This window comes from Ruegeria sp. CDSB013 (assembly GCF_059611165.1).
In genome coordinates, this window is record NZ_JBXWPA010000005.1 from 127,056 (window position 1) to 147,475 (window position 20,420).

At 56.8% G+C, this 20,420-nt stretch carries 20 protein-coding genes; 17 read left to right on the forward strand and 3 right to left on the reverse strand.

Annotation, left to right across the window (positions count from 1 at the left end):
* Positions 1–166 precede the first annotated feature (166 nt).
* A complete protein-coding gene (locus tag AC2FJF_RS10890) occupies positions 167–694 on the forward strand; it encodes a ZrgA family zinc uptake protein (protein WP_496725421.1) in 528 nt (175 codons plus the stop codon).
* Between the two features lie 105 nt (positions 695–799).
* On the opposite strand, the gene glyA is transcribed toward AC2FJF_RS10890, so the two are convergent.
* Positions 800–2,107 carry a serine hydroxymethyltransferase gene (gene glyA / locus AC2FJF_RS10895; protein ID WP_496725423.1) on the reverse strand — a complete coding sequence of 436 codons (1,308 nt, stop codon included), beginning with the start codon at positions 2,105–2,107 and terminating at the stop codon, positions 800–802.
* A 97-nt stretch (positions 2,108–2,204) separates the two neighbouring features.
* Here glyA and AC2FJF_RS10900 point away from each other — a divergent pair, with 97 nt between their 5' ends.
* A complete protein-coding gene (locus AC2FJF_RS10900; RefSeq protein ID WP_496725425.1) occupies positions 2,205–3,074 on the forward strand; it encodes a LysR family transcriptional regulator in 870 nt (289 codons plus the stop codon).
* A 581-nt stretch (positions 3,075–3,655) separates the two neighbouring features.
* On the opposite strand, the gene AC2FJF_RS10905 is transcribed toward AC2FJF_RS10900, so the two are convergent.
* Both AC2FJF_RS10905 and AC2FJF_RS10910 read right to left on the reverse strand, forming a co-directional pair.
* Complete coding sequence (locus AC2FJF_RS10905; RefSeq protein ID WP_496725427.1) at positions 3,656–4,531, reverse strand: amidohydrolase family protein; 876 nt, start codon at positions 4,529–4,531, stop codon at positions 3,656–3,658.
* Positions 4,528–5,541 (reverse strand): nuclear transport factor 2 family protein, encoded by a 1,014-nt coding sequence (locus AC2FJF_RS10910; RefSeq protein ID WP_496725429.1) that lies wholly within the window; start codon positions 5,539–5,541, stop codon positions 4,528–4,530. Before AC2FJF_RS10910 ends, AC2FJF_RS10905 begins: the two co-directional genes overlap by 4 nt.
* Positions 5,542–5,693: 152 nt before the next feature.
* Between AC2FJF_RS10910 and AC2FJF_RS10915 the strand changes: the two genes are divergently transcribed.
* The 15 genes from AC2FJF_RS10915 to AC2FJF_RS10985 all read left to right on the forward strand — a co-directional run bounded on the left by AC2FJF_RS10915 (position 5,694) and on the right by AC2FJF_RS10985 (position 20,391).
* Entirely contained in the window at positions 5,694–6,767 is a 1,074-nt protein-coding gene (locus AC2FJF_RS10915) for an ABC transporter ATP-binding protein (RefSeq protein WP_496725431.1), read from the forward strand.
* A gap of 48 nt (positions 6,768–6,815) precedes the next feature.
* The gene (locus tag AC2FJF_RS10920; protein ID WP_108859138.1) at positions 6,816–8,027 is read left to right on the forward strand and encodes an ABC transporter substrate-binding protein; all 1,212 of its coding nucleotides are present in this window, start codon (positions 6,816–6,818) and stop codon (positions 8,025–8,027) included.
* A gap of 66 nt (positions 8,028–8,093) precedes the next feature.
* The gene (locus tag AC2FJF_RS10925) at positions 8,094–9,116 is read left to right on the forward strand and encodes a carbohydrate ABC transporter permease (RefSeq protein WP_496725433.1); all 1,023 of its coding nucleotides are present in this window, start codon (positions 8,094–8,096) and stop codon (positions 9,114–9,116) included.
* 1 nt (position 9,117) lies between these two features.
* On the forward strand, positions 9,118–10,272 hold the full coding sequence (locus tag AC2FJF_RS10930) for a carbohydrate ABC transporter permease (RefSeq protein ID WP_496725435.1): 1,155 nt from the start codon (positions 9,118–9,120) through the stop codon (positions 10,270–10,272).
* A gap of 127 nt (positions 10,273–10,399) precedes the next feature.
* The gene (locus tag AC2FJF_RS10935; RefSeq protein WP_108859141.1) at positions 10,400–10,930 is read left to right on the forward strand and encodes an ester cyclase; all 531 of its coding nucleotides are present in this window, start codon (positions 10,400–10,402) and stop codon (positions 10,928–10,930) included.
* Between the two features lie 11 nt (positions 10,931–10,941).
* Positions 10,942–12,273: a histidinol dehydrogenase gene (hisD, locus tag AC2FJF_RS10940; protein WP_496725437.1), complete on the forward strand. Its 1,332-nt coding sequence runs from the start codon at positions 10,942–10,944 to the stop codon at positions 12,271–12,273.
* Positions 12,270–13,322: an ester cyclase gene (locus AC2FJF_RS10945; RefSeq protein ID WP_496725439.1), complete on the forward strand. Its 1,053-nt coding sequence runs from the start codon at positions 12,270–12,272 to the stop codon at positions 13,320–13,322. The genes hisD and AC2FJF_RS10945 overlap by 4 nt, the downstream gene beginning before the upstream one ends.
* Positions 13,322–14,086 carry an SDR family NAD(P)-dependent oxidoreductase gene (locus AC2FJF_RS10950; protein ID WP_109312352.1) on the forward strand — a complete coding sequence of 255 codons (765 nt, stop codon included), beginning with the start codon at positions 13,322–13,324 and terminating at the stop codon, positions 14,084–14,086. Before AC2FJF_RS10945 ends, AC2FJF_RS10950 begins: the two co-directional genes overlap by 1 nt.
* A complete protein-coding gene (locus AC2FJF_RS10955; RefSeq protein ID WP_496725441.1) occupies positions 14,086–15,129 on the forward strand; it encodes a LacI family DNA-binding transcriptional regulator in 1,044 nt (347 codons plus the stop codon). Before AC2FJF_RS10950 ends, AC2FJF_RS10955 begins: the two co-directional genes overlap by 1 nt.
* Positions 15,126–16,115 (forward strand): nuclear transport factor 2 family protein, encoded by a 990-nt coding sequence (locus tag AC2FJF_RS10960; protein WP_496725443.1) that lies wholly within the window; start codon positions 15,126–15,128, stop codon positions 16,113–16,115. Before AC2FJF_RS10955 ends, AC2FJF_RS10960 begins: the two co-directional genes overlap by 4 nt.
* 192 nt (positions 16,116–16,307) lie before the next feature.
* Entirely contained in the window at positions 16,308–17,273 is a 966-nt protein-coding gene (locus AC2FJF_RS10965) for a cupin domain-containing protein (RefSeq protein ID WP_109312354.1), read from the forward strand.
* A complete protein-coding gene (locus tag AC2FJF_RS10970) occupies positions 17,270–17,872 on the forward strand; it encodes a class I SAM-dependent DNA methyltransferase (protein ID WP_496725445.1) in 603 nt (200 codons plus the stop codon). The genes AC2FJF_RS10965 and AC2FJF_RS10970 overlap by 4 nt, the downstream gene beginning before the upstream one ends.
* Before the next feature lie 10 nt (positions 17,873–17,882).
* Positions 17,883–19,007 (forward strand): cobalamin-independent methionine synthase II family protein, encoded by a 1,125-nt coding sequence (locus AC2FJF_RS10975; protein WP_496725447.1) that lies wholly within the window; start codon positions 17,883–17,885, stop codon positions 19,005–19,007.
* Positions 19,004–19,699: an alpha/beta fold hydrolase gene (locus AC2FJF_RS10980; protein ID WP_496725448.1), complete on the forward strand. Its 696-nt coding sequence runs from the start codon at positions 19,004–19,006 to the stop codon at positions 19,697–19,699. Before AC2FJF_RS10975 ends, AC2FJF_RS10980 begins: the two co-directional genes overlap by 4 nt.
* Positions 19,696–20,391, forward strand: coding sequence for an RraA family protein (locus AC2FJF_RS10985; RefSeq protein ID WP_496725449.1), 696 nt, complete (start codon positions 19,696–19,698; stop codon positions 20,389–20,391). The genes AC2FJF_RS10980 and AC2FJF_RS10985 overlap by 4 nt, the downstream gene beginning before the upstream one ends.
* Positions 20,392–20,420: the final 29 nt, after the last annotated feature.

A 20,420-nucleotide genomic window follows, 5' to 3' on the forward strand; every position in this document is an offset into this window, starting at 1 on the left:
ACTGAGTGAATTAGTAAGGTAAGTCAACCTGAGTCTTATTGTCGGAAATATATGTCGCACCCTTTCCCCATAATTAGCGGGGTAGGTGAGCCGAAGCCGCGATTGCACGGGGTTTTAATCACATTAGAATGGACTGTGTGATTCCTTGTTGGGTGGTACTTTGTTTATGAAATGTGCAGCCATTGCTTTGATGCTGACACCGGCGATTGTTCTATCGCAAGTGCAAGGCCCTGCCCATAAACATGGTACGGGATATGTGAATATCGCCTTTTCTGATCAGGCATTTTCTTTATCCCTCAATGTGCCTTCTGCAGACATTATCGGTTTTGAAGGCCCGGCCGAAACCGATGACGATCGCGCGCAGGTGGCGGTTGCGGTATCAGACCTGTCCAAACCTTTGGGCTTGTTTGTGCTGCCGGAAGAGGCCGGATGCGTTACCGCGTCGGCCAATGTCACACTTACGGGTGAAGGATTGGGGCAGGACAATACCAACGAGTCTGCTGATCAAGATCAACATAGCGACTTTCTGGCCGACTACCTTATTCAGTGCCAGGATATTACAGCGCTGGCTAATATCCGGTTTGCGTATTTCGAACGGTTCGAAAATGCCCAGAAGTTGATCTTGCAGGTGACCCGATCCGGTCAAACCAGAACGTATGAGATAACTCGGAACCAACCGGATCTGGCAATGTGAAATACCAAAACGCGGGCCATACGGTCGGCCCGCGTCCATATACGATGCGAAGGGCGTAATCACACGGGCGCGACGAAAGCGCCATGGACAGCACCCATCGTGCCGTCAGTGTACGAAATGCAGTTCCGAAAAACTCTGCCGCCACTCTGCAACCTCGGCAGCGATATCCGCTCCTGCCAATCCAGAGGTGATCAATGCCGCCAACCGATCAGCGTCCTGAGACGTCATCCCCCATCTGACCAGTTCAGGCGTCCCGAACCGAAGGCCGTTCATGTCCCCTTTCACTTCGGGTGCAGGCAGCCCAATTCCGCAAGCAAGAAACCCAGCGCGGCGCAGCGTTTTGGACGCCGCTTGCCCGCCGCCAAAAGAGTCTGCCAACACAGCAAACTGGTGCGAGTTGGTAAATCCTTCCCGACCCGCAAAGACGGGAACGCCACGAGTGTCCAATCGTTCTGCGAGCGCTTGCGCCATCGAGATCATTTCGGCCGCGTATTGTTTGCCGAAGTCGCGCCAGTCCAGCATTGTTACGGCCAATGCTGCAGACTTGGCCGCGTCGAAGTTTGCCGTCATGCCCGGAAAGGCAATCGCGTCGAGCCTTTGCGCAATCTCCGCGTCATTTGAGACGATCAAACCTCCGGCGGGGCCGCCCAGGCTTTTGTAAGTGCTCATCGTCATGAAATGCGCGCCCTCGGCCAAAGGATTGCACCACGCTTTGCCTGCGATGATCCCGCATTGATGGGCGGCGTCGAACATGACCTTGGCCCCGATCTCGTCAGCGATCTGCCGGACCTCTTTTACGGGATGTTCGAACAGATTGAGGCTGCCCCCGATAGTGATCAGCTTGGGCCGTTCTTTCAGCGCCAACGCGCGTAGCTGATCCAGATCGACCGTATAGCCGTCACCATCCGTTGGCGCCTCAATCGTGCGCAGACCAAACAACCCAGCACACCCCCCAAGGTGATGAGTCACGTGCCCACCAATCGAGGCTGGCGGTGCAATGATTGTATCGCCCGGCTTGCAGGTCGCCATAAACCCATAGAGGTTGGCAATCGCGCCTGACGGCACCCTGATTTCGGCGAATTTGGCTTCAAAGATCTCGGCGCAAAGCTCGGCGGCAATCACTTCAATCTCTTCAATAGCTTCCAGCCCCATCTCGTACTTGTCGCCGGGATAGCCCAGCGATGGTCGGGACCCGATGCCGGATGACAACAGGGCCTCGGCCCTTGGATTCATCACATTTGTTGCCGGGTTAAGGTTGAAACACTCTTGCTCGTGGATATCGCGGTTCCGCGTCGCAAGATCGCCGATCCGTTTGATCAGCTCATCAGACGCGGCCTGAGACGCCTTGGCGGCGATTTGCTGAACACGGGTTTCGCACTGATCCGGGACCCAGTTTCGGTGTGTGATTGTCATGTCTGTGACCTCCTGCTTGTCACCAGATTGAACAAATGGGGCGACATCGCAAATCAGAATTGCTATTTCTTGGCGTAGAAAAACTGAGTCTAAGACAATGGCTGTTCTACCAAGACGCCCGAAAGGGCCACCTCTCAACGCACTCCGCGCTTTTGAAGCTGCAGCAAGGCTGGGCAGTTTCGTAGCTGCTGCCGAAGAGCTGAGCGTCACTCCCGGTGCGATTTCGCAACACATCAAAACGATTGAGGCTTGGGCGGACGTGACGCTGTTCCGGCGAAACGCGCAAGGGGTTGAGCTGACCGCGCCTGGGCGCCACTTGGCCAGTGATTTCACCCTGGCCTTCGATCAGCTTGCCGCCGCAACGCAGAACCTGCGGAACCTGAGCCCGAGCGTTGAGATCCACATCGCCGCCCTGCCTTCGGTCGCGCAACTTTGGCTGCCGGCGCGTTTGGGGCGCATCCGAAACACTTGGCCGGACATGAAGTTCTCGGTAACGGCCATGGAAACACCGCCTCGCCTATCGCGTGATCTGTTTGATCTTTCGGTCTTCATTGCCGATCCTGATGGGGCGGCTGATCAAATTGTAGTCGCGAAGGATGTCATTTTCCCGGTTTGCGCGCCAGAACTGGTCGAGCGTTTCGACTTTGAAACCACCCCGCTGCTGCACGATCAGACATGGCAGGACGATTGGCGGCGGTGGTCCGAGGAGACGGGGACAATTATCAGCGATCCTACCAAAGGGCCGAAATATTCGCTTTACGGTCTTGCAGTCGAAGAGGCCAAGTCCGGGGCCGGTGCCTTGATGGCGCATGGATGCTTGATCGAGCCTGCGCTGAAGGCCGGGCATTTGGTGCGTGTATCGGCGCAGGCCTGCGAAACAGGCCGGTCGCTGATGATAACCCTTCCGCATTCATCGAGGCGACGCGCGGAACTTGATGAAATAGTTGAGCTGTTGCGGGAAGATTAGTGGCAAGGGAACCAATGATCATTGCCCGCGAAGAGTAACAGAATTTTGCGAGGACTGGTTCGGACGCCCGATTTGGATGAGAACCTCACACAATAGACCTTATAATATATAAGCCCCAATACCCTCGAGGGTTAAACGGAACGGTCAGATTTACCTGCGGTATATTGGTTTGTGGACGGTGCAAGCCCACCGTGCTCGATGTTCCAATAATCAACAACCCGACACCAACGACCGGACACTGGAACATCTGGGACACTTACTCGCCGGACAACGAAGTATCTCTCGTCGCAACCTAATGGCACTGAGCGCGGCAAGCCGCGCCAGTAGCCTACCGTCAAGAGATTTGTACGTGATAGGCAAAACTGTTGCATTGCGGCGGGCCAACAGCACTCGTTCTCGAATTCTACGTACACTCAACTCGCGTCATATATTGTGTACTTTGCAACATGCTAAAACCCATTTGGAAGGGCAGCCGAAAGTTGTTCGTTGCATTCAGAACTTACGGCGGACAGTAGACATCCGCCGCATTTGCAAAGAAGCCATCAGAAAGTGGTGCCAAAAACTTCGGTTTATGCGTTTTTTCATTCTTCAAAACGATAAAAGCGTTTTGCGGTGATATGAAACACGTCGTCATGGTCCGATTTTGAGATGTTCTGTTGGTGACAGGAAACAAGATCTTTGAAAGTTGATGTTAGGCTATCAACTGGGAAATTCGATCCGAACATGCAGCGATCGCTGCCAAATTGAGACAAGCAATTTGAAACGATAGGCGCGACACTTTCTGCGCTCCAGTTGTGATCGAACATTCCAAGGCCGGAGAGTTTGCAATAGACCTGCGGAAGGCTTGACAATGCGGTCAATTCGTCAGCCCACTTTCGCAAACCTGGCGGAGTCCGGTCATACGGTGAACCTGCGTGGCACAACGCCGTCTGGGTTTCCGGAGCTTGCGCAAGGACATCTGCAGCTTGACCCATAAGTTCAGGCAGTAGTTGAAGGTCAAAGGAAAGACCGCGGCGGCCCAGTTGCTTCAGCCCAGCCAAAAACTCTGGGTTTTTTAGCAGCGAGTTCGTTCCAGTTGAGGCATCTTCGCCCGGAGCACGGCCGATAATCTGACGAACGCCACGTACTGACGGCAGGGTTTGAAGCCGGTCGAGTTGTTTGTCCAGATCATCAGCAGTCAGATCGCAGAAGGCCACTTGCACCAAGGGCCAGTCCGGGAACTGGTCGGCAACTGATTGCACCCATTGCGCTTCGGCCCAGGGGTCAGCCGCGCCCACCTGAATATGTACCGAAGCGCCGAAACCCTCGGCTTCGGCCTCTGCGCGAAATTCCGGCAGCAAGTAGTTTCGTTGAATGGGGGAGGGGTCGCCAAAGAAACGAGCGACGCCCTTTTCCATGAGCCAGGGGTAGGTCACTGCAGACAGGTCCCACAGGTGGTGATGCGCATCTATCCTCATGGCGTTTCGACCTCTGTGGTTCGGGCCAGAATGTCGACGCCTTGCCCATTCCAGAAGTGCAGCAAGTCGATGAAGACCCAGTTTTCCGCCAGTTTGTCACCCGCGCGGCGATAGATATCGATCACCCTGAATTCGCCGGGTTTACCAGTTGCGGGCATACCCATGAACCCGCCGGACGGAGTGGCCGTGAAGTTGGGCCAGCCAAAGAACCCGCCATAATGCCCCTCGGCCATGCGGCAGACATGATTGGTTTTTGATCGGTCCGAGAAGGCGGCGCGGAACGGGCCTGAGTGCTGCTTGGCATAGCGTTCTATCGTGTAGGTCGCGCCGATCCCTTCGGGTCCCCACCAGATCATGTCTTGGTGCCAAGTTTGGGCCAATTCATCCTCAAGCGACAACCCACTGTCCCATTGGCCGAGATCCGAGATCATCGCGTTGATGACCGCCAGGGTCTTTTCGCCTTCTTCAGCAGGTTGTGTGTTCTGCAGCAGGCCGTTATGGGGTCTTGGTCCGGGTTGCACCAAATGCGTCGCGGTTTGCGGAGGGAACGGGTTTTGCCCGGCTTGCACCATCAGGTGCGGTATGTCGAAATACATCGCTGTTTCGACAATCCTGTCACCGGCGACCTTGTAGAACGCGCAATAGCGCAGGAATGCCAGCTTGCCAGTTGGGCGAATGCCCAGCCACGGGCGATCGAACAGCCCCATCAAATGCCCCATGGACACGACCCAGGCGTCGGCCTCGTCCCGCAGCGAGTTTTGCCCCGCAAACAGGATATCTACACGGTTCTGCTGGCGGGTCAGGCTGCTCTTTAGTGGTTGCCAGAACTGCCCGGCAACCTGTTCGGCGCCATTGATTTCGTTGAATGGGTGAAAGCCGCGCCACTTCAGATCCGGGGCGCAGTATTGGCTCATTACCTTCGGGATTTCTTGTTCTGTCGCGGAATCCAACGCGGTGTGAAACGCAGAGACGAGTTTTTTTTCTGTCTGAAAGGTCACGGTATTTGCCATTGTGATCAAAGTTTTACGAGAGGCACGAAGCCGGGTTGAGTCGGGTATTTGCGTCAGTTTTGCATACGTATGCAAAAAAGTCTTGCCTGAATTGACGTATGCGAATTACAGTTTTGCAAACGTATGCAAAATGATTCCTTGCAGGGGGCACCATGGCGGAAATTCAATTGCGGAACGTCGGCAAGCGATGGGGCTCATTCGTTGGGGTTCACAATTTCGACCTGACCATTGCTGATCGCGAGTTTCTGGTATTGCTCGGCCCCTCGGGCTGCGGCAAGACAACGACGATGCGGATGATCGCAGGTCTTGAGGACGTGACCGAGGGCGAAATCCTGGTCGACGGCAATGTAATCAACGATCTGGAGCCGAAGGACCGCGACGTTGCGATGGTGTTCCAGAGCTATGCGCTTTACCCGAACATGAACGTATATGAAAACATCCGCTTTCCGCTGAAAGTGCGCGGCATCGACCCGTCGACCCATGACGAGAAAGTGCGCCGCGCCAGCGCGATGGTTGAGCTGGACGATTTTCTGCATCGTAAGCCTGCCGAATTGTCAGGTGGTCAAAGGCAGCGTGTGGCACTCGCCCGTGCCATTGTGCGCGAACCCAACGTGTTCCTGATGGACGAGCCTCTTTCAAATTTGGATGCTAAACTGCGGGTTTCCACCCGGGCGCAGATCAAAAATCTAAGTCATGAGCTGGCCGTCACCACCATCTATGTAACCCATGACCAGATTGAGGCCATGACCTTGGCCGACCGCGTTGTGGTGATGAAACAAGGCGTGGTTCAGCAAGTGGGTAGCCCCACGGAAATCTACGACATGCCGGCGAACACGTTTGTGGCCAGCTTCATTGGTTCACCCGCGATGAATTTAATGGATGGCAACGTATCAGGTGGAATGTTCCGTGCCGAACACGTCGAAATCCCAGTGGATGCCCCAGACGGTCCTATGACGCTGGGCTTCCGCGCCGAGGATGCCAGCCTTGCCGAAGGGCAGGGCCAGATCACAGCGCCGATCTACACGCTGGAATTGCTGGGCGACGCGACCATGATCTCGGTCCGGGTCGGCGGTGCTCTGGTATCGGTCAAAGCCGATAAAGCCTACCGCGCCGAGATTGGCGAGGCTGTCTCGTTCTCGGTGCCGAAAGAAATCTGTCACCTCTTTGAAGCTGAAAGCGGTGCTCGGATTGGGGACCACCCCCACAAACAGCCCAAACGGGCTTAACACCGGTCCGGACGTCGACGACGGACCGATCCTGACAGGGAGAAACGCATGAAACTCAAGACGATCCTTATGGCAGGTGCCATGTCCATCGCCGCCACCGGCGCATGGGCGGAATGCGCCTTCGAAAACGACGTGCCACTGAAGTCGCTGTCCGCCGGGTTTGAAGCCTGGAAAGCGGTCACCGATGCAATGGCGGAATGCGGCAACTTCAGCGCTTCGCTGGACCAGGAATTCCGCGAAAAGCAACCTGAGGCATTTGCGGCCGATCCAGCGCTTTATCAGATCGGCGGTGTTTCGAATGCAACTCTGGTGCCTTTGCTCAACGCCGGTACGATCCGTCCGCTGGACGATCTGGTCGAGAAGTACGGACAGGATTTGCTGCCCAACCAGTTGATCAAGGTGGACGGACAAACCATGGCGATCGCGATGATGGTGAACGCTCAGCACCTGATGTATCGCGACGATGTTCTGGCTGAACTGGGCATCGAAGAGCCCAAGACTTATGGCGATGTTCTTTCCGCAGCTGCCAAGATCAAGGAAGCCGGCGTCATGGACTATCCCATTGGTGGGACGTTCAAGACCGGTTGGAACCTTGGTCAGGAGTTCGTCAACATGTATTTGGGCGAGGGCGGTTCGTTCTTTGGTGACGGCAACATGCCTGCCATCAATAACGAGCAAGGCGTAGCAGCGCTTGAGACATTGAAGGCCATGACCGAGTATATGGACCCGGAATACCTGGTCTCTGACTCGACCTATGTGCAACAGCAGTTCCAGCAGGGCAAGATTGCAATGGCGAACCTGTGGGCCAGCCGTGCCGCTGCGATGAACGATGAGGCCGAAAGCCAGGTCGTTGGCAAGGTGACCATGGCCGCGGCTCCAATGGGATCGGCGGTTCCGGCGACCACAATCTGGTGGGACGGTATTGTTCTGGCTTCGAACATGAGCGACGAAGAAGCGGATGCTGCCTTCCGCGTCGCACTTGAGGGCATGGACACCGATACGGTCAGTGCGAACAACGATGTCGCCGTATGGCTGAGCACGGCCTATTCGGCAGGGCCTTTGGCTGCAGGTGCTGCAGCGTCCGCTGAAGGCGGTGCCAAGGCTTACCCGGCTTCCGGTCCTATGGGCATCATGCACACCTCGTTGGGTAACGGACTGGCCGACTACCTGACCGGTGCCAAAGACGCGCAGACGACTCTGGCCGATATCGAGGCAGACTACGTCACTGCCGCGAAAGAAGCGGGTCTGATCAGCAACTGATCCTCCCTTGGGAGGGCTCCGGCCCTCCCATCCCTTTCCCCCGAGAACCATTAGAAAGGCAGAGCCATGAACTTCCGGACATTTGCTGCTTTTGTCGGTCCCTCTGTCTTTATGATGCTTCTCTTCATCGCGTTCCCGCTGGTCAGCGTGTTTAAGCAGAGTTTCTATGTCACTCAGCCGATCTATGAGACGGTTGAAAAAGAAACCTGTACCCCCGGTTTCCTGACCCAGACCTGTGTGACTGAAAAGGTGTCGCAGCCAAAGCTGGATGAGCATGGTGAGATAATCACGCAAACCCAGTACGTGGGGTTGCAAAGCTATCGCAATGTTCTGGAACCTGACCGTGCATGGCGCGCCATAAGTGATGGCAGCTGGCATGTGCTGTCGACGATCAATTTCTGGAAGGCCCTGCGGTTCACTCTGACGTTTACTTTGATCACTCTGCCGTTGGTGGTCGGTTGCGGGCTTGGGATTGCCATTCTGATAAACAATGCCGCGCGTTCTATCCGTGGCCCGGTGATATTCGTCTCTCTGCTACCTTTTATCATCACTCCGGTGATCGGAGTTCTGTCAATCAATTGGCTGTTTCGCGGCGACGGTATCCTGACTGCGATGATGGAATGGTGGCTGAACCGTGACATAGCCCTGTTTGCCCAGGCTTGGACGATTGAAGTCCTGATGATGATCTACCGCGTCTGGCACGTGGCGCCCTTTGCGGCCATCATCTTTTACGCCGGTCTCCAAACGGTTAATCAAGACAGTTTGGAAAGCGCGGTTATTGACGGGGCAACCCGCTGGCAACGGTTGAAATATATCGTCATCCCGCATCTGATGCCGCTGATCATCTTTGTATCGATGATCCACCTGATGGACAGCTACCGTGTATTTGAAGAGATCGTCGGTTTCTCAAGCCAAGGCTACGTTATCTCACTGCAGTGGCTGACGTTTGACTACCTGACGCCGGATCAGGCGGGCAACCGGTCGATCAGCCGGGCCTCAGCCAACTCAATGCTGACCATGATTGGTGTTGTCATCCTGCTTATCCTTCCGCTGCGCCGCACATGGCGCGATCATAAAGGAGGCCACTGACATGTCCTCGCGCGCGCTTCGCCAACCGCTCAGCCTGCGGCTAACCTCGAACATCTTTCTGGCGCTGTGGTGCCTGATCGCGGCCTTCCCGATCTTCTGGATCGTGGTGATGAGCTTTAAGTCGCCAGTGGATGCCTTCGACAGCAACGCGTTGAACGTGATCTTCGGTCCTGCCACTCTGGGCGTTGGCAAAGGTCTTTCGCTGCTGGACATCATTTTGGGCATCGCGGTGATTTGGGCGACGATTGTGATCGCCACAAAAACACTCCCGTCGATGGTGAAGTCTTACACGAAACCCGAGCAAGAATGGTTTGGCTGGGTGATTGGTGTCCTTGTTGTTCTTGTTGGCTTTCTGCTTGCGTTCTTTGTCGTCCTGCCCGCCGTTCTAAACGTGCTGAACCCTTGGTTCGGACCCTTGGGTCGGGACGTGCTTGGCCTGACCACCGAACACTACAAGACCGTTTGGATTGACCGGGGCTTTTCGAACAACTTCAAGAATTCGCTGATTGTGACAACAGGCGTGGTGACTGTCTCGCTGACCGTAGGCACGCTGGCGGGCTATGGTCTGGCGCGCTCGGGTTCGACCCTGGCGTTCTGGATCCTGATTGTCGCCTTGGTGTTCCGGGCCCTGCCGCATTCGGTACTGGTTGCCGGTTATCTGCCGGTGTTCATCAACTCAGCTGAATGGCTGGCCCCGATCCTGGGTGAAAATGCACCGACACTTTACGGCAAGCCATTTGCGGTGATTGCTGTTCTGGTTGCAATCAATCAGCCATTCACGATCTGGATGCTGCGTTCGTTCTTCCAGAATATCCCGGCTGAACTGGATGAGGCCGCCCGTGTCGATGGGTGCAGCCATTTCCAAGCCTTCCGTCGTGTCATCATGCCGGTGATGTGGCCGGGGGTGATCACCACAGGCCTGTTCAGTTTCCTGCTGGCCTATAACGACTTTCTTGTCACCGCGTTGCTGCTGGACGCGCAGAACCAGACCATGGTTCCCGCCATTGTCGGCATGTTCAACCGCGAGACGACTACAACCGACCAAGTGGTCGCGGTTGCCGCGGCCGTGTCGATCACTGCGCCGCTGATCTTCCTTGTGCTGATCTTCCAGCGCCAGATCGTCAGCGGTCTGACAGCCGGCGCGGTCAAAGGCTGATGAGCAACCATGCACGCCATAACGCCATGTCGCGCCACCCGGCGCTGAACAGGATGCCGAGGGACTTTCTGAGTATTGGGGCTGCGATCCCCAAACTCTCACTCTGGCAACCTGAAAGGACATAGACATGAAAGGTTCCCGTCCCGAACAAGCGGTCCTGACCCGCGACACGGACATGAGCAAAACCGAAGACACGCGCCGCGTGATCGAAACCATGGTGGATGGTCTGAACGATCACCGCATTGATGACATCGGAGAATTCTTCACCCAAGGCTTCCGCTGGATGGGTAATCAAGGCTGCGGCACCAAAACCGGCCTGAAAGAGTTTCAGGAAAACTGGCAGCGCCCGTTTCAGGCGGCGTTTTCGGACAAGACCTGCATCGATGAGGCCCGTCTTTACATGGGCGAATGGGCGGCAGCCTTTGGTCGTCAGGAAGCAACCCATACGGGTGAGTTTCTGGGCATCGCCCCCACCGGCAAGCGGGTCGAGATCCGCTATATGGATTTCTGGAAAGTCGTTGACGGCAAGATCGTCGACAACTGGGTGAATGTCGATTTCGCACATGTCGCGGCGCAACTGGGCGTCGACCTGTTCAACGGCGAAGGCTGGGAAGCATTTGACCGGGGTGAGAAATGTCCACCCCGGCCCGAAAACTGAGGATTGGAAACATGGCAATCGAGTATCTTAAACGCGGCAAATCCGATGCGGACCGGGCTGAAGATGATGCCAAGACCCGCGCCGTGGTTGAGGCGACGCTGAAAGACATTGAAACCCGCGGTGATGCTGCGGTGCGTGAGTTGAGTGAGAAGTTCGACAACTACTCGCCAGCCTCGTTCCGCCTGAGCCAGAAGGAAATCGATGACTTGATCGGTCAACTGACCGATAGGGAACTGGCCGACATAAAATTCGCACAGGAACAGGTGCGCAACTTTGCGCAAGCTCAGCGGGATTCAATGCTGGACATTGAGGTCGAAACCCTGCCGGGCGTGATCCTTGGCCATAAGAATATTCCTGTGCAATCGGTCGGATGCTACGTCCCCGGTGGCAAGTTTCCAATGGTGGCTTCGGCCCACATGTCCGTGGCCACGGCTTCGGTTGCGGGTGTCCCTCGTATCATCGCCTGTACGCCTCCGTTCAAAGGCAAGCCGAACCCAGCAGTGATTGCGGCGATGCATTTGGGTGGCGCTCATGAGATCTACGTTATGGGTGGCATACAGGCCATTGGTGCGATGGCTTTGGGCACCGAGACGATTGATCCCGTTCACATGCTGGTTGGTCCCGGCAACGCCTTTGTTGCCGAAGCCAAGCGCCAGTTGTTCGGGCGCGTCGGCATTGATCTGTTTGCAGGTCCCACCGAAACCATGGTGATCGCGGACGAGACCGCGGCAGATGCCGAGCTATGCGCAACCGATCTGCTGGGACAGGCCGAACACGGATACAACAGCCCCTGCGTGTTGCTGACAAACTCTGAAAAGCTTGCCAATGAGACGCTCTCCGAGGTGGACCGCCTTTTGGGCATCCTGCCGACTGCAGACACCGCGAAAGTGTCCTGGGAGGAATATGGCGAGGTGATTGTCTGCGACACGTATGACGAGATGCTGCAGGTTGCCGATGATATCGCCTCGGAACATGTGCAGGTGATGACGGATCGTGACGACTGGTTCCTTGAGAATATGACCTGCTACGGCGCGTTGTTCCTTGGTCCGCGCACCAACGTGTCAAACGGGGACAAGGTGATTGGTACGAACCACACCCTGCCAACGAAGAAGGCCGGGCGCTACACCGGTGGGCTTTGGGTCGGGAAGTACCTGAAAACGCACAGTTATCAGAAAGTTCTGACCAACGAGGCGGCGACACTAATCGGCGAATACGGCTCGCGTCTGTGCATGTTGGAAGGTTTTGTAGGCCACGCAGAACAGTGCAACGTCCGCGTGCGTCGCTATGGTGGCATCAATGTGCCCTATGGCGAACCCGCGCCGTATCGGGATGCTGCTGAATGAGTGACAAGCATACACAGCATAAGGCCCTGATCGCTCCGCTCAGGGCCGCGATGTATGATTTTTCCGAGGCCGGTGTTCGCGCGGCACTGGCCGAGGTAACGGCCTCGGACGCCGTTTTCCACCTATGCCATCCCTTTGGCGACAGCATTGGCAGCGACGCTTTCTATGACCGCGCCTATAAAGACCTGTTGACGGCCTGGCCCGATCTGGAACGCCGCGACTACATTGTCATGGCCGGCCCGGATGAACATGGTTCGGACTGGGTAGGGTGCGGCGGCTACTACACGGGCACATTCACCGGCCCATGGCTGGACATCCCACCGACTGGTAATCAGATTACTATGCGGTTCCACGAATTTTACCGTTTCGAAAATGGCAAAATCACGGAAATACAAGCCCTTTGGGATATCCCCGAGGTGATGATGCAGGCAAATGCCTGGCCGATGGCACCCAGCCTTGGACGCGAATGGCATGTGCCGGGCCCGGCCACGCAGGACGGGTTCGTTCCCGGTCCGTATGATGAGGCAAAGGGCAAAGAGACCTGTCAGCACATCATCGATATGTTGGAACATCTCAAAAAGCATCCCAAACAGGGTGGCCCCGAGGTGATGGAGATGGAACGGTTCTGGCATCCGCGCATGAACTGGTACGGGCCGTCGGGCATTGGCACCGGGCGTGGCTATGCGGGCTTTCGCAATTGGCACCAGATCCCGTTCCTGAGCGGAATGCCGGATCGTGGGCAGTTCGTGGACGACATCACCTACCACTTCTTCGGCGATGGCGAATATGCGGCCGTGACCGGCTGGCCCAATATGATCCAGACTGTCACCCATGATGGATGGTTGGGCATCGCGCCCTCGGGCAAGAAGATCACCATGCGCAGCCTCGATTTTTGGCGGCTGGAAAACGGGCGCATTCGTGAAAACTGGGTGCTGGTCGATCTTTTGGATGCTTATCGCCAGCTAGGCGTTGACGTCTTTGCCCGTCTGCGGGAATTCAACAAGGCCCGAAACATGGGGCGCATTGATATACCGGATGGAATGAGCTGATGACTGAACTGCCGCGCACCCCCTCGTTTTCCCTGACTGGAAAGACCGCCCTGGTGACAGGTGCCTCTTCAGGCATCGGGCAGGGCTGTGCCGTAGCGCTGGCCGAGGCGGGCGCGCATGTCGTCTGTGCGGCCAGAGGCGAAGATCGGTTGAATGCAACTGTCGCTGCTCTGCAGGCAGAGGGATGGTCGGCCGAGGCGCTGGTTCTGGATCAGGGCGATCTGGATGCGCTAAAGCAGCTTTTTGAAACGCGCAGCTTTGATGTCGTGGTGAATTCGGCCGGGGTTGCACGGCACAGTGCTGCTATTGAGACGACGCCTGAGGATTTCGATGTTGTCACGGGCGTCAATCTGCGTTCGGCTTACTTCCTGTCGGCCTATGCCGCTCGTGCCTTGATCGAGGCAGACAGGCCAGGTTCGATCATCCACATCTCCAGCCAAATGGGGCATGTTGGAGGGGTCGAACGGGCGCTCTATTGTGCGACCAAGCACGGGCTTGAGGGGATGGTAAAATCAATGGCCATCGAGTGGGGCAAGCAGGGCATCCGGATCAACACGGTCTGCCCGACGTTCATTCGAACGCCTCTGACCCAATCCACCTTTGACAACCCAGAACGCGCCGCGTGGATCATGGACAAGATCAAGTTGGGTCGCGTGGGCGAGGTCGAGGATATCATGGGTGCGGTACGCTACCTCGCCTCGGATGCCTCAGCGCTGGTTACAGGCACCTCGATGTTGATTGACGGAGGTTGGACAGCAGATTGATGGCCGAGAAAGTAACATCACTCCAGGTCGCCCAGCTTGCCGGTGTCAGCCAATCCGCCGTCAGCCGCGTCTTCACGCCCGGTGCCTCGGTCAGCAAGAAGACGGAAGAGAAAGTGCGCAAAGCCGCGACCGAACTTGGCTATCGCCCCAATGTGTTGGCGCGCGCGATGGTGTCGGGCAAAAGCCGCATCATTGGTTTGGTCGTCGCCTATCTGGACAACTATTTCTATCCCGAAGCGCTTGAGAAGTTGTCGAACGAGTTGCAGGAGCAGGGGTATCATGTCCTGATCTTCATGGCCTCCAGAACCGCCGGAAACATTGACGACGTTATGGAGGAAATTCTTGATTATCAAGTTGATGGCGTGATCCTGGCCTCGGTCGCGATGTCGTCCGATATCGCAACACGGTGCCAACAAGCGGGTGTGCCGGTCGTACTGTTCAACCGTAGTCAGGATATCGACGGGATCACCTCGGTGACCTCTGACAATTATTCCGGCGGCCGCAAGGTCGCTGAATTCTTTATTGCCGCAGGCCACGGTCGCATCGCTTACATTGCCGGTTGGCAGGGTGCCTCAACCCAGCGAGACCGCGAGGCCGGGTTTCGCGCCGCTCTCGGTGATGCAGGTCAGGATCTGTACGCCTATGAAATAGGAGAGTTCCTGACCGAGAATGCGCGATTGGCCGCGCGCCGCATGTTTGATGTTGAACCGCAAAAACGACCCGATGCGGTGTTCGTCGCCAATGACCATATGGCGCTTGCCGTGATGGACGTCATTCGGTTTGAACTTGGAATGCGTATACCAGAAGATGTTTCTGTCGTTGGATACGATGATGTTCCGCAGGCCGGATGGCTTGCCTATAATCTCACCACCATTCGTCAGCGCGCCAACCTGATGGTGGCGGAAACCGTTGATGCCTTGTTGGACCATATTGAAAACCCGGCAGTTGCCGCAGCCCGCAAGGTCGCGATTGATGGGCCGTTGATCGTGCGTACTTCGGCACGGCTGCCCAAAGGCTGGACCCCGCAAAGGATGAAAACATGAAAGGCTTTGATCCCAAGTTCCGGGATTTTCCCGACTATATCATCGGAATTACCAAAGAGATCTGGGAAGACCGGGGCATCGCAACCCTGCACGAATATTACAGCGAAGATATCGTCGTTCGTTCACCCGGTTCGGTGGTTGTGGGAAATCAGAATGTGATCGGCGCCACGATGGCGACCCTGGCCGAGTTTCCGAATCGGCAGTTGATGGGTGAAGATGTGATCTGGTCGGGCACGCCGGAAGAGGGCATGCTCAGCTCTCACCGCATCCTGTCTACTGCCACGCATCTGGCCGAGGGGGTTTACGGCAAGCCTACCGGTACAAAACTATGCTATCGAATTCTGGCCGACTGCCACGCCATCGACAACCAGATCAACGACGAATGGTTGATCCGCGATCAGGGCGCGATTGTGCGGCAGATGGGCTGGGACCCAAAGGAATACGCCGCTGATCTGATTGCGCGCGAGGGCGGTAAGGACAGCTGCACCAAGCCTCTGACCCCCGAAATCGACCAGCCCGGCCCCTACAAGGGTCGCGGAAATGATAATGCGTGGGGGCAGCGATATGCTGATATCCTGACCCGGATCATGAGTGCCGATATGGGCACAATCGCGGCTGAATATGACCGTGCGGTGCAGTCTGAGTATGTGGGCGGCGTCACGGGGCATGGCTGGGATGCCGTCGACCGGTTCTGGATGGGGCTGCGGGCGAGTTTCCCGAATGCTGAATTCAAGATTGAACACCAGATCGGGCGCGACGACCCGGATATGCCGCCGCGATCAGCAATTCGCTGGAGCCTTTGGGGCAAGCATGACGGCTGGGGCATGTTCGGGGCGCCGTCAGGGGCACAGGTTTATGTCCTCGGGATCAGCCATGCCGAGTTTGGCGCACTGATTGCGGGGCAACCGCAGTTGCGCCGTGAATATACTCTGTTCGATGAAACCTCGGTCTGGAAGCAGATCCTGTTGCAGAGCGGAGAGGTCTGAGTGGCCCGTCCGGTCGTATATCGTATCCTTGCAGGTGGTCTGCGTGAAACCGGAGCCCGTCGACGTTTCCATATGTTCCGTCAAAGCCTGCGGGCGCGGCGACTGAATCTGCGCCCTCCAGGGGAGTGAGCGCCTGTGCCGCCAGAGCACACGAGCTTGCATTCCAGAAAACAAAAAATCGGATCATACGTCATGACCAAATCAGCCATCACTTCCCGCATTGTCCGCTACGGCGAGCTCCAACCCTGTAAAACCGCATTTATCGATGCCCATACGCCGGGCAGCGATCAGAAAGAGAATTTCACGATCATCGGCGGTGGCGTCTCGGAATCGCCAGATCAGCATGTGCACATCACCGACAAGATCGGCTTCAACATCGGTGCCGCAGGTCAGCCGCCGAAATGCCGGAACTCATTGCACAGCCACACAACGGCCGAGGTTTTCTTTGTTGCCAAAGGACGCTGGCGCTTTTTCTGGGGCCGTTATGGCACCGCTGGTGAGTTCATCGCCGAGGAGGGCGATATTTTCAACATCCCGACCGGCATCTTCCGTGGTTTCGAAAACGTTGGCCAGGACTACGGTATGATCATGGCAATCCTGGGCGGTGACGACGCGGGCGGAGGCGTCACTTGGGCTCCTCAGGTCATCGAAGATGCGCAGGCGCATGGTCTGATGCTGGGCGACAATGGCGTTCTGTACGACACCAAGAAAGGTCAGGAGCTGCCTCATAATGTGCACCCAATGCCCTTGCTGACCGAAGAGCAGTTGAAGGGCTACCCTGAGGTTCCGGTTGAGGATGTCGTCGGCAAATATGTTGCACGGTATTGGGATCTGATGGCGTTGTCGGCCAATAAGCCTGCGCAGGTGATTGGTGAGAGCGGGTTGATCAAGGATAAGCCGGGGTTTGCGGTAGACTTCCTTGGCCGGGGGTCCTCTGTGACCGAACCGATTGCGGCGGATAAACCTGTGGTTCTGATGCCAGCCAGCGGTCACTGGCATATCTCGATCGACGAGCACGAAACCACAATTTCGACAGGTGACACGGCTCTGGTTTTGCCCGGTGAATCCTATAGCGTTCAGCCATCAATGACCGGGCAGGCGGGCCTGTACCGGATCACTGCAACCGATGAACCGGCAGGAGCGACCTGGACAGGATGAGCGCAGACCCGAACGACACCCAAGCCATATATGAACGGCAAGCCACAGAGTATGACAAGCGCCGCTCAAAAGCCCTTTTCGAGGCGCGCTGGTTGGCGCGCTTCACGGCCAGCCTCAAACCGGGTGACCACGTACTGGATCTGGGCTGTGGCACAGGCGATCCCATTGCGCGCTGGTTTATGGCCGAAGGGTTCGACGTCACGGGTGTCGATTTTTCCGCAGCCATGCTGAACATCGCCAAAGAACGCTGGCCGGACGGGGATTGGCGGAAAGCTGACATGCGGGATTTTGAGCTGGATCAGCAATTCGATGGGATCATCGCCTGGAACAGCTTTTTTCACCTGACGGCAGATGAGCAGACGGGCTGCATCACCCGCATGGCACGCCATTTACATAACGGTGGAATGCTGATGCTGACCGTAGGTCCACGCGCCGGGGAAGTCAGCGGTACGGTGGGATCAGAGCTTGTCTACCACGCCTCGTTGTCCCCGGCCGGCTATGCAGCGTGCCTTGAAGAGAACGGGCTGCAATTGACCGGTTTTTTGGCCGAAGACCCCGAAACCCAAAGCCATACTGTGCTGATGGCACGAAAACTGTAAGGAGGTCTTTATGGCCGTAAAAACCACACATGTTGGGTCTTTGCCCCGAACACAGGACGTCGTGGATCTTATCTTTGTCAGGGAAAACGGCGAACCTTATGAAGCAGCCGCGTTTGACGCGTGCATGACCGCCGCAGTCTCTGAAACGGTGCGCAAACAGGTCGAAGCCGGCGTTGATATAGTCAGCGACGGTGAGACTTCGAAGATTTCTTACGCGACCTATGTCAAGGACCGCTACACCGGGTTTTCCGGTGACAGCCCTCGAAATGCGCCTGCTGATTTGAAGATGTTCCCCGGCTTTCTGCAGCGGCTGGCCAATGACGGCGGCACGCCGCAATACGCCCGACCAATGTGCACCGGCGAGGTGCGATCAAAAGGGCAGGGTGAGTTAGAGAAGGACATCGCCAACCTCAAGGCGGCTATGGCGCAGCATGGGGTCGAGCGCGGTTTCATGAATGCCGCGTCCCCGGGCGTGATCTCGCTGTTTTTGCAGAACGATTTCTACACCACGCGTGAGGCATATCTGGCGGCGCTGGCCGATGCCATGAAAGAGGAATACGAGACCATCGTGGCCGCTGGTCTGGATCTGCAACTGGATTGTCCCGATCTGGCCTTATCGCGCCATATGCTGTTCACTGACCTTTCGGACGACGCGTTCGTCAAAATTGCCGATATGCATGTCGAGGCGCTGAACCACGCGCTTCAGAACGTCCCGCAGGATCGCGTGCGGGTGCATATCTGCTGGGGCAACTATGAGGGTCCGCATTGCTGCGACATTGCGATGGACAAGGTGTTCAACACCCTGATGGCGACCAAATCGCGCTATGTCCTCTTTGAGACCTCGAACCCGCGTCACGCCCACGAGTGGACCGTGTTCCGTGACCGAAAATCTGAGATACCAGATGACAAGGTTCTGGTCCCCGGGGTGGTCGACACCACCACCAATTTCGTCGAGCATCCCGAGCTTGTGGCCCAACGGATCGAACGTTTTACGGGAATCGTCGGCGCGGACCGGGTGATAGCAGGCAGCGATTGCGGCTTTGGCACCTTTGCGGGCTTCGGCGCGGTTGACCCTCAGATCGCCTACGCCAAGTTGGCCGCGCTATCTGAGGGGGCCAAGCTGGCCTCGGCATGATACCCGTGATTTTCTTGCCGGGCATGATGTGTGACGCCCGCCTTTTCGGCCCGCAAATCGACGCACTGTCAGGCAAGATGCCGGTGATGACATTCCCTTTGTCGCGACACGACAGCGTGCAAGCCATGGCAGATGATATTCTGAAAAATGCGCCGGCTGAATTCGCGCTGGCTGGCTTGTCGATGGGCGGTATCGTGGCAATGGAAGTATTGCGTCAGGCCCCGGAACGTGTTTCGCGCCTGGCATTGCTCGACACAAATCCACTGGCCGAAAAGCCAGAGGTCAAAGCCCGCCGCGCGCCCCAGATTGCAGCCGTTCGCGACGGCAATCTGAGGTCGGTAATGCGGGACGAGATGAAGCCCAGTTACCTGTCCGACGGGCCTAACCGGGGGGCTATCCTGGATCTGTGCATGGCAATGGCCACCGACTTGGGCCCTGACGTGTTCTTGCGCCAATCGCAGGCGCTGATGGATCGCCCGGACCAAAGCGCGACGCTGACAGCTTACACGGGAAAGGCTTTGGTCCTGTGTGGGCAAGAAGATCGGCTGTGCCCCATTGAACGCCACCAGTTGATGCACGATCTATTGCCAGACAGCGCGCTGGAGATCATCGAAGGCGCCGGGCATCTGCCGACATTGGAACAACCCCAAAAAACCACAGCGGCCTTGATCCGCTGGTTGGAGGACACATGACGCCATCCCTTTTGTCCCTGCTTCGCAAGGTCGACACCCCCACGGTCTGCAATGCCATCGAAGTGGCACAGGGCAAGCGCGGGTTCGACGATTTTACGCGCGGTACCATGCTGTGTTCAGCGCCCGAAGAGCCCGCGATCGTCGGCTATGCCCGTACGGCCAAGATCGCGGCGGTCAATCCGCCGACTGAGCCGCCTGAAGTCATCAAGGCCCGGCGCATGGCTTATTACAAATACATGGCCGAAGCCCCCAACCCGTGCGTCGCTGTGATCGAGGATATGGATTTTCCGGATTGCATCGGAGCCTATTGGGGTGAAATCAATACATCCGTCCACAAGGGTTTTGGTATGTCCGGAGTCGTAACCAATGGCGTCATGAGGGATCTGGGCGACTTACCCAAGGGGTTCCCGGTCGTGGCAGGTTCCGTCGGGCCAAGCCACGGTTTCGTCCACGTCCGCGAGATCGATACACCGGTTTCCGTTTTTGGCCTGACGGTTAATCCTGGCGAATTGGTGCACGCCGACCGTCATGGCGCGTTGGTCGTACCCGGTGATGTCGTTGATCAGCTAGAAGCCGCAATCCAAAAACTATTGGTGACAGAACGCATCGTCTTGGATGCAGCCCGCCAACCGGAGTTTGATTTTGATGCTTTTGAGACCGCTTGGGCGGCTTTCGAAAAAGCCAGGGTCTGATTGTATGAGACTGAGATTATGAATGCCGA

What these genes read in the sequence shown, in the direction of transcription:
- AC2FJF_RS10975 (WP_496725447.1), top strand. Translation starts at nt 17,883, where the DNA reads ATGGCCGTAAAAACCACACATGTTGGGTCTTTGCCCCGAACACAGGAC.
- AC2FJF_RS10985 (WP_496725449.1), top strand. Translation starts at nt 19,696, where the DNA reads ATGACGCCATCCCTTTTGTCCCTGCTTCGCAAGGTCGACACCCCCACG.
- AC2FJF_RS10945 (WP_496725439.1), top strand. Translation starts at nt 12,270, where the DNA reads ATGAGTGACAAGCATACACAGCATAAGGCCCTGATCGCTCCGCTCAGG.
- AC2FJF_RS10970 (WP_496725445.1), top strand. Translation starts at nt 17,270, where the DNA reads ATGAGCGCAGACCCGAACGACACCCAAGCCATATATGAACGGCAAGCC.
- AC2FJF_RS10915 (WP_496725431.1), top strand. Translation starts at nt 5,694, where the DNA reads ATGGCGGAAATTCAATTGCGGAACGTCGGCAAGCGATGGGGCTCATTC.
- AC2FJF_RS10935 (WP_108859141.1), top strand. Translation starts at nt 10,400, where the DNA reads ATGAAAGGTTCCCGTCCCGAACAAGCGGTCCTGACCCGCGACACGGAC.
- AC2FJF_RS10950 (WP_109312352.1), top strand. Translation starts at nt 13,322, where the DNA reads ATGACTGAACTGCCGCGCACCCCCTCGTTTTCCCTGACTGGAAAGACC.
- AC2FJF_RS10980 (WP_496725448.1), top strand. Translation starts at nt 19,004, where the DNA reads ATGATACCCGTGATTTTCTTGCCGGGCATGATGTGTGACGCCCGCCTT.
- glyA (WP_496725423.1), bottom strand. Translation starts at nt 2,107, where the DNA reads ATGACAATCACACACCGAAACTGGGTCCCGGATCAGTGCGAAACCCGT.
- AC2FJF_RS10920 (WP_108859138.1), top strand. Translation starts at nt 6,816, where the DNA reads ATGAAACTCAAGACGATCCTTATGGCAGGTGCCATGTCCATCGCCGCC.
- AC2FJF_RS10900 (WP_496725425.1), top strand. Translation starts at nt 2,205, where the DNA reads ATGGCTGTTCTACCAAGACGCCCGAAAGGGCCACCTCTCAACGCACTC.
- AC2FJF_RS10960 (WP_496725443.1), top strand. Translation starts at nt 15,126, where the DNA reads ATGAAAGGCTTTGATCCCAAGTTCCGGGATTTTCCCGACTATATCATC.
- AC2FJF_RS10905 (WP_496725427.1), bottom strand. Translation starts at nt 4,531, where the DNA reads ATGAGGATAGATGCGCATCACCACCTGTGGGACCTGTCTGCAGTGACC.
- AC2FJF_RS10955 (WP_496725441.1), top strand. Translation starts at nt 14,086, where the DNA reads ATGGCCGAGAAAGTAACATCACTCCAGGTCGCCCAGCTTGCCGGTGTC.
- AC2FJF_RS10890 (WP_496725421.1), top strand. Translation starts at nt 167, where the DNA reads ATGAAATGTGCAGCCATTGCTTTGATGCTGACACCGGCGATTGTTCTA.
- AC2FJF_RS10965 (WP_109312354.1), top strand. Translation starts at nt 16,308, where the DNA reads ATGACCAAATCAGCCATCACTTCCCGCATTGTCCGCTACGGCGAGCTC.
- AC2FJF_RS10910 (WP_496725429.1), bottom strand. Translation starts at nt 5,541, where the DNA reads ATGGCAAATACCGTGACCTTTCAGACAGAAAAAAAACTCGTCTCTGCG.
- AC2FJF_RS10925 (WP_496725433.1), top strand. Translation starts at nt 8,094, where the DNA reads ATGAACTTCCGGACATTTGCTGCTTTTGTCGGTCCCTCTGTCTTTATG.
- AC2FJF_RS10930 (WP_496725435.1), top strand. Translation starts at nt 9,118, where the DNA reads ATGTCCTCGCGCGCGCTTCGCCAACCGCTCAGCCTGCGGCTAACCTCG.
- hisD (WP_496725437.1), top strand. Translation starts at nt 10,942, where the DNA reads ATGGCAATCGAGTATCTTAAACGCGGCAAATCCGATGCGGACCGGGCT.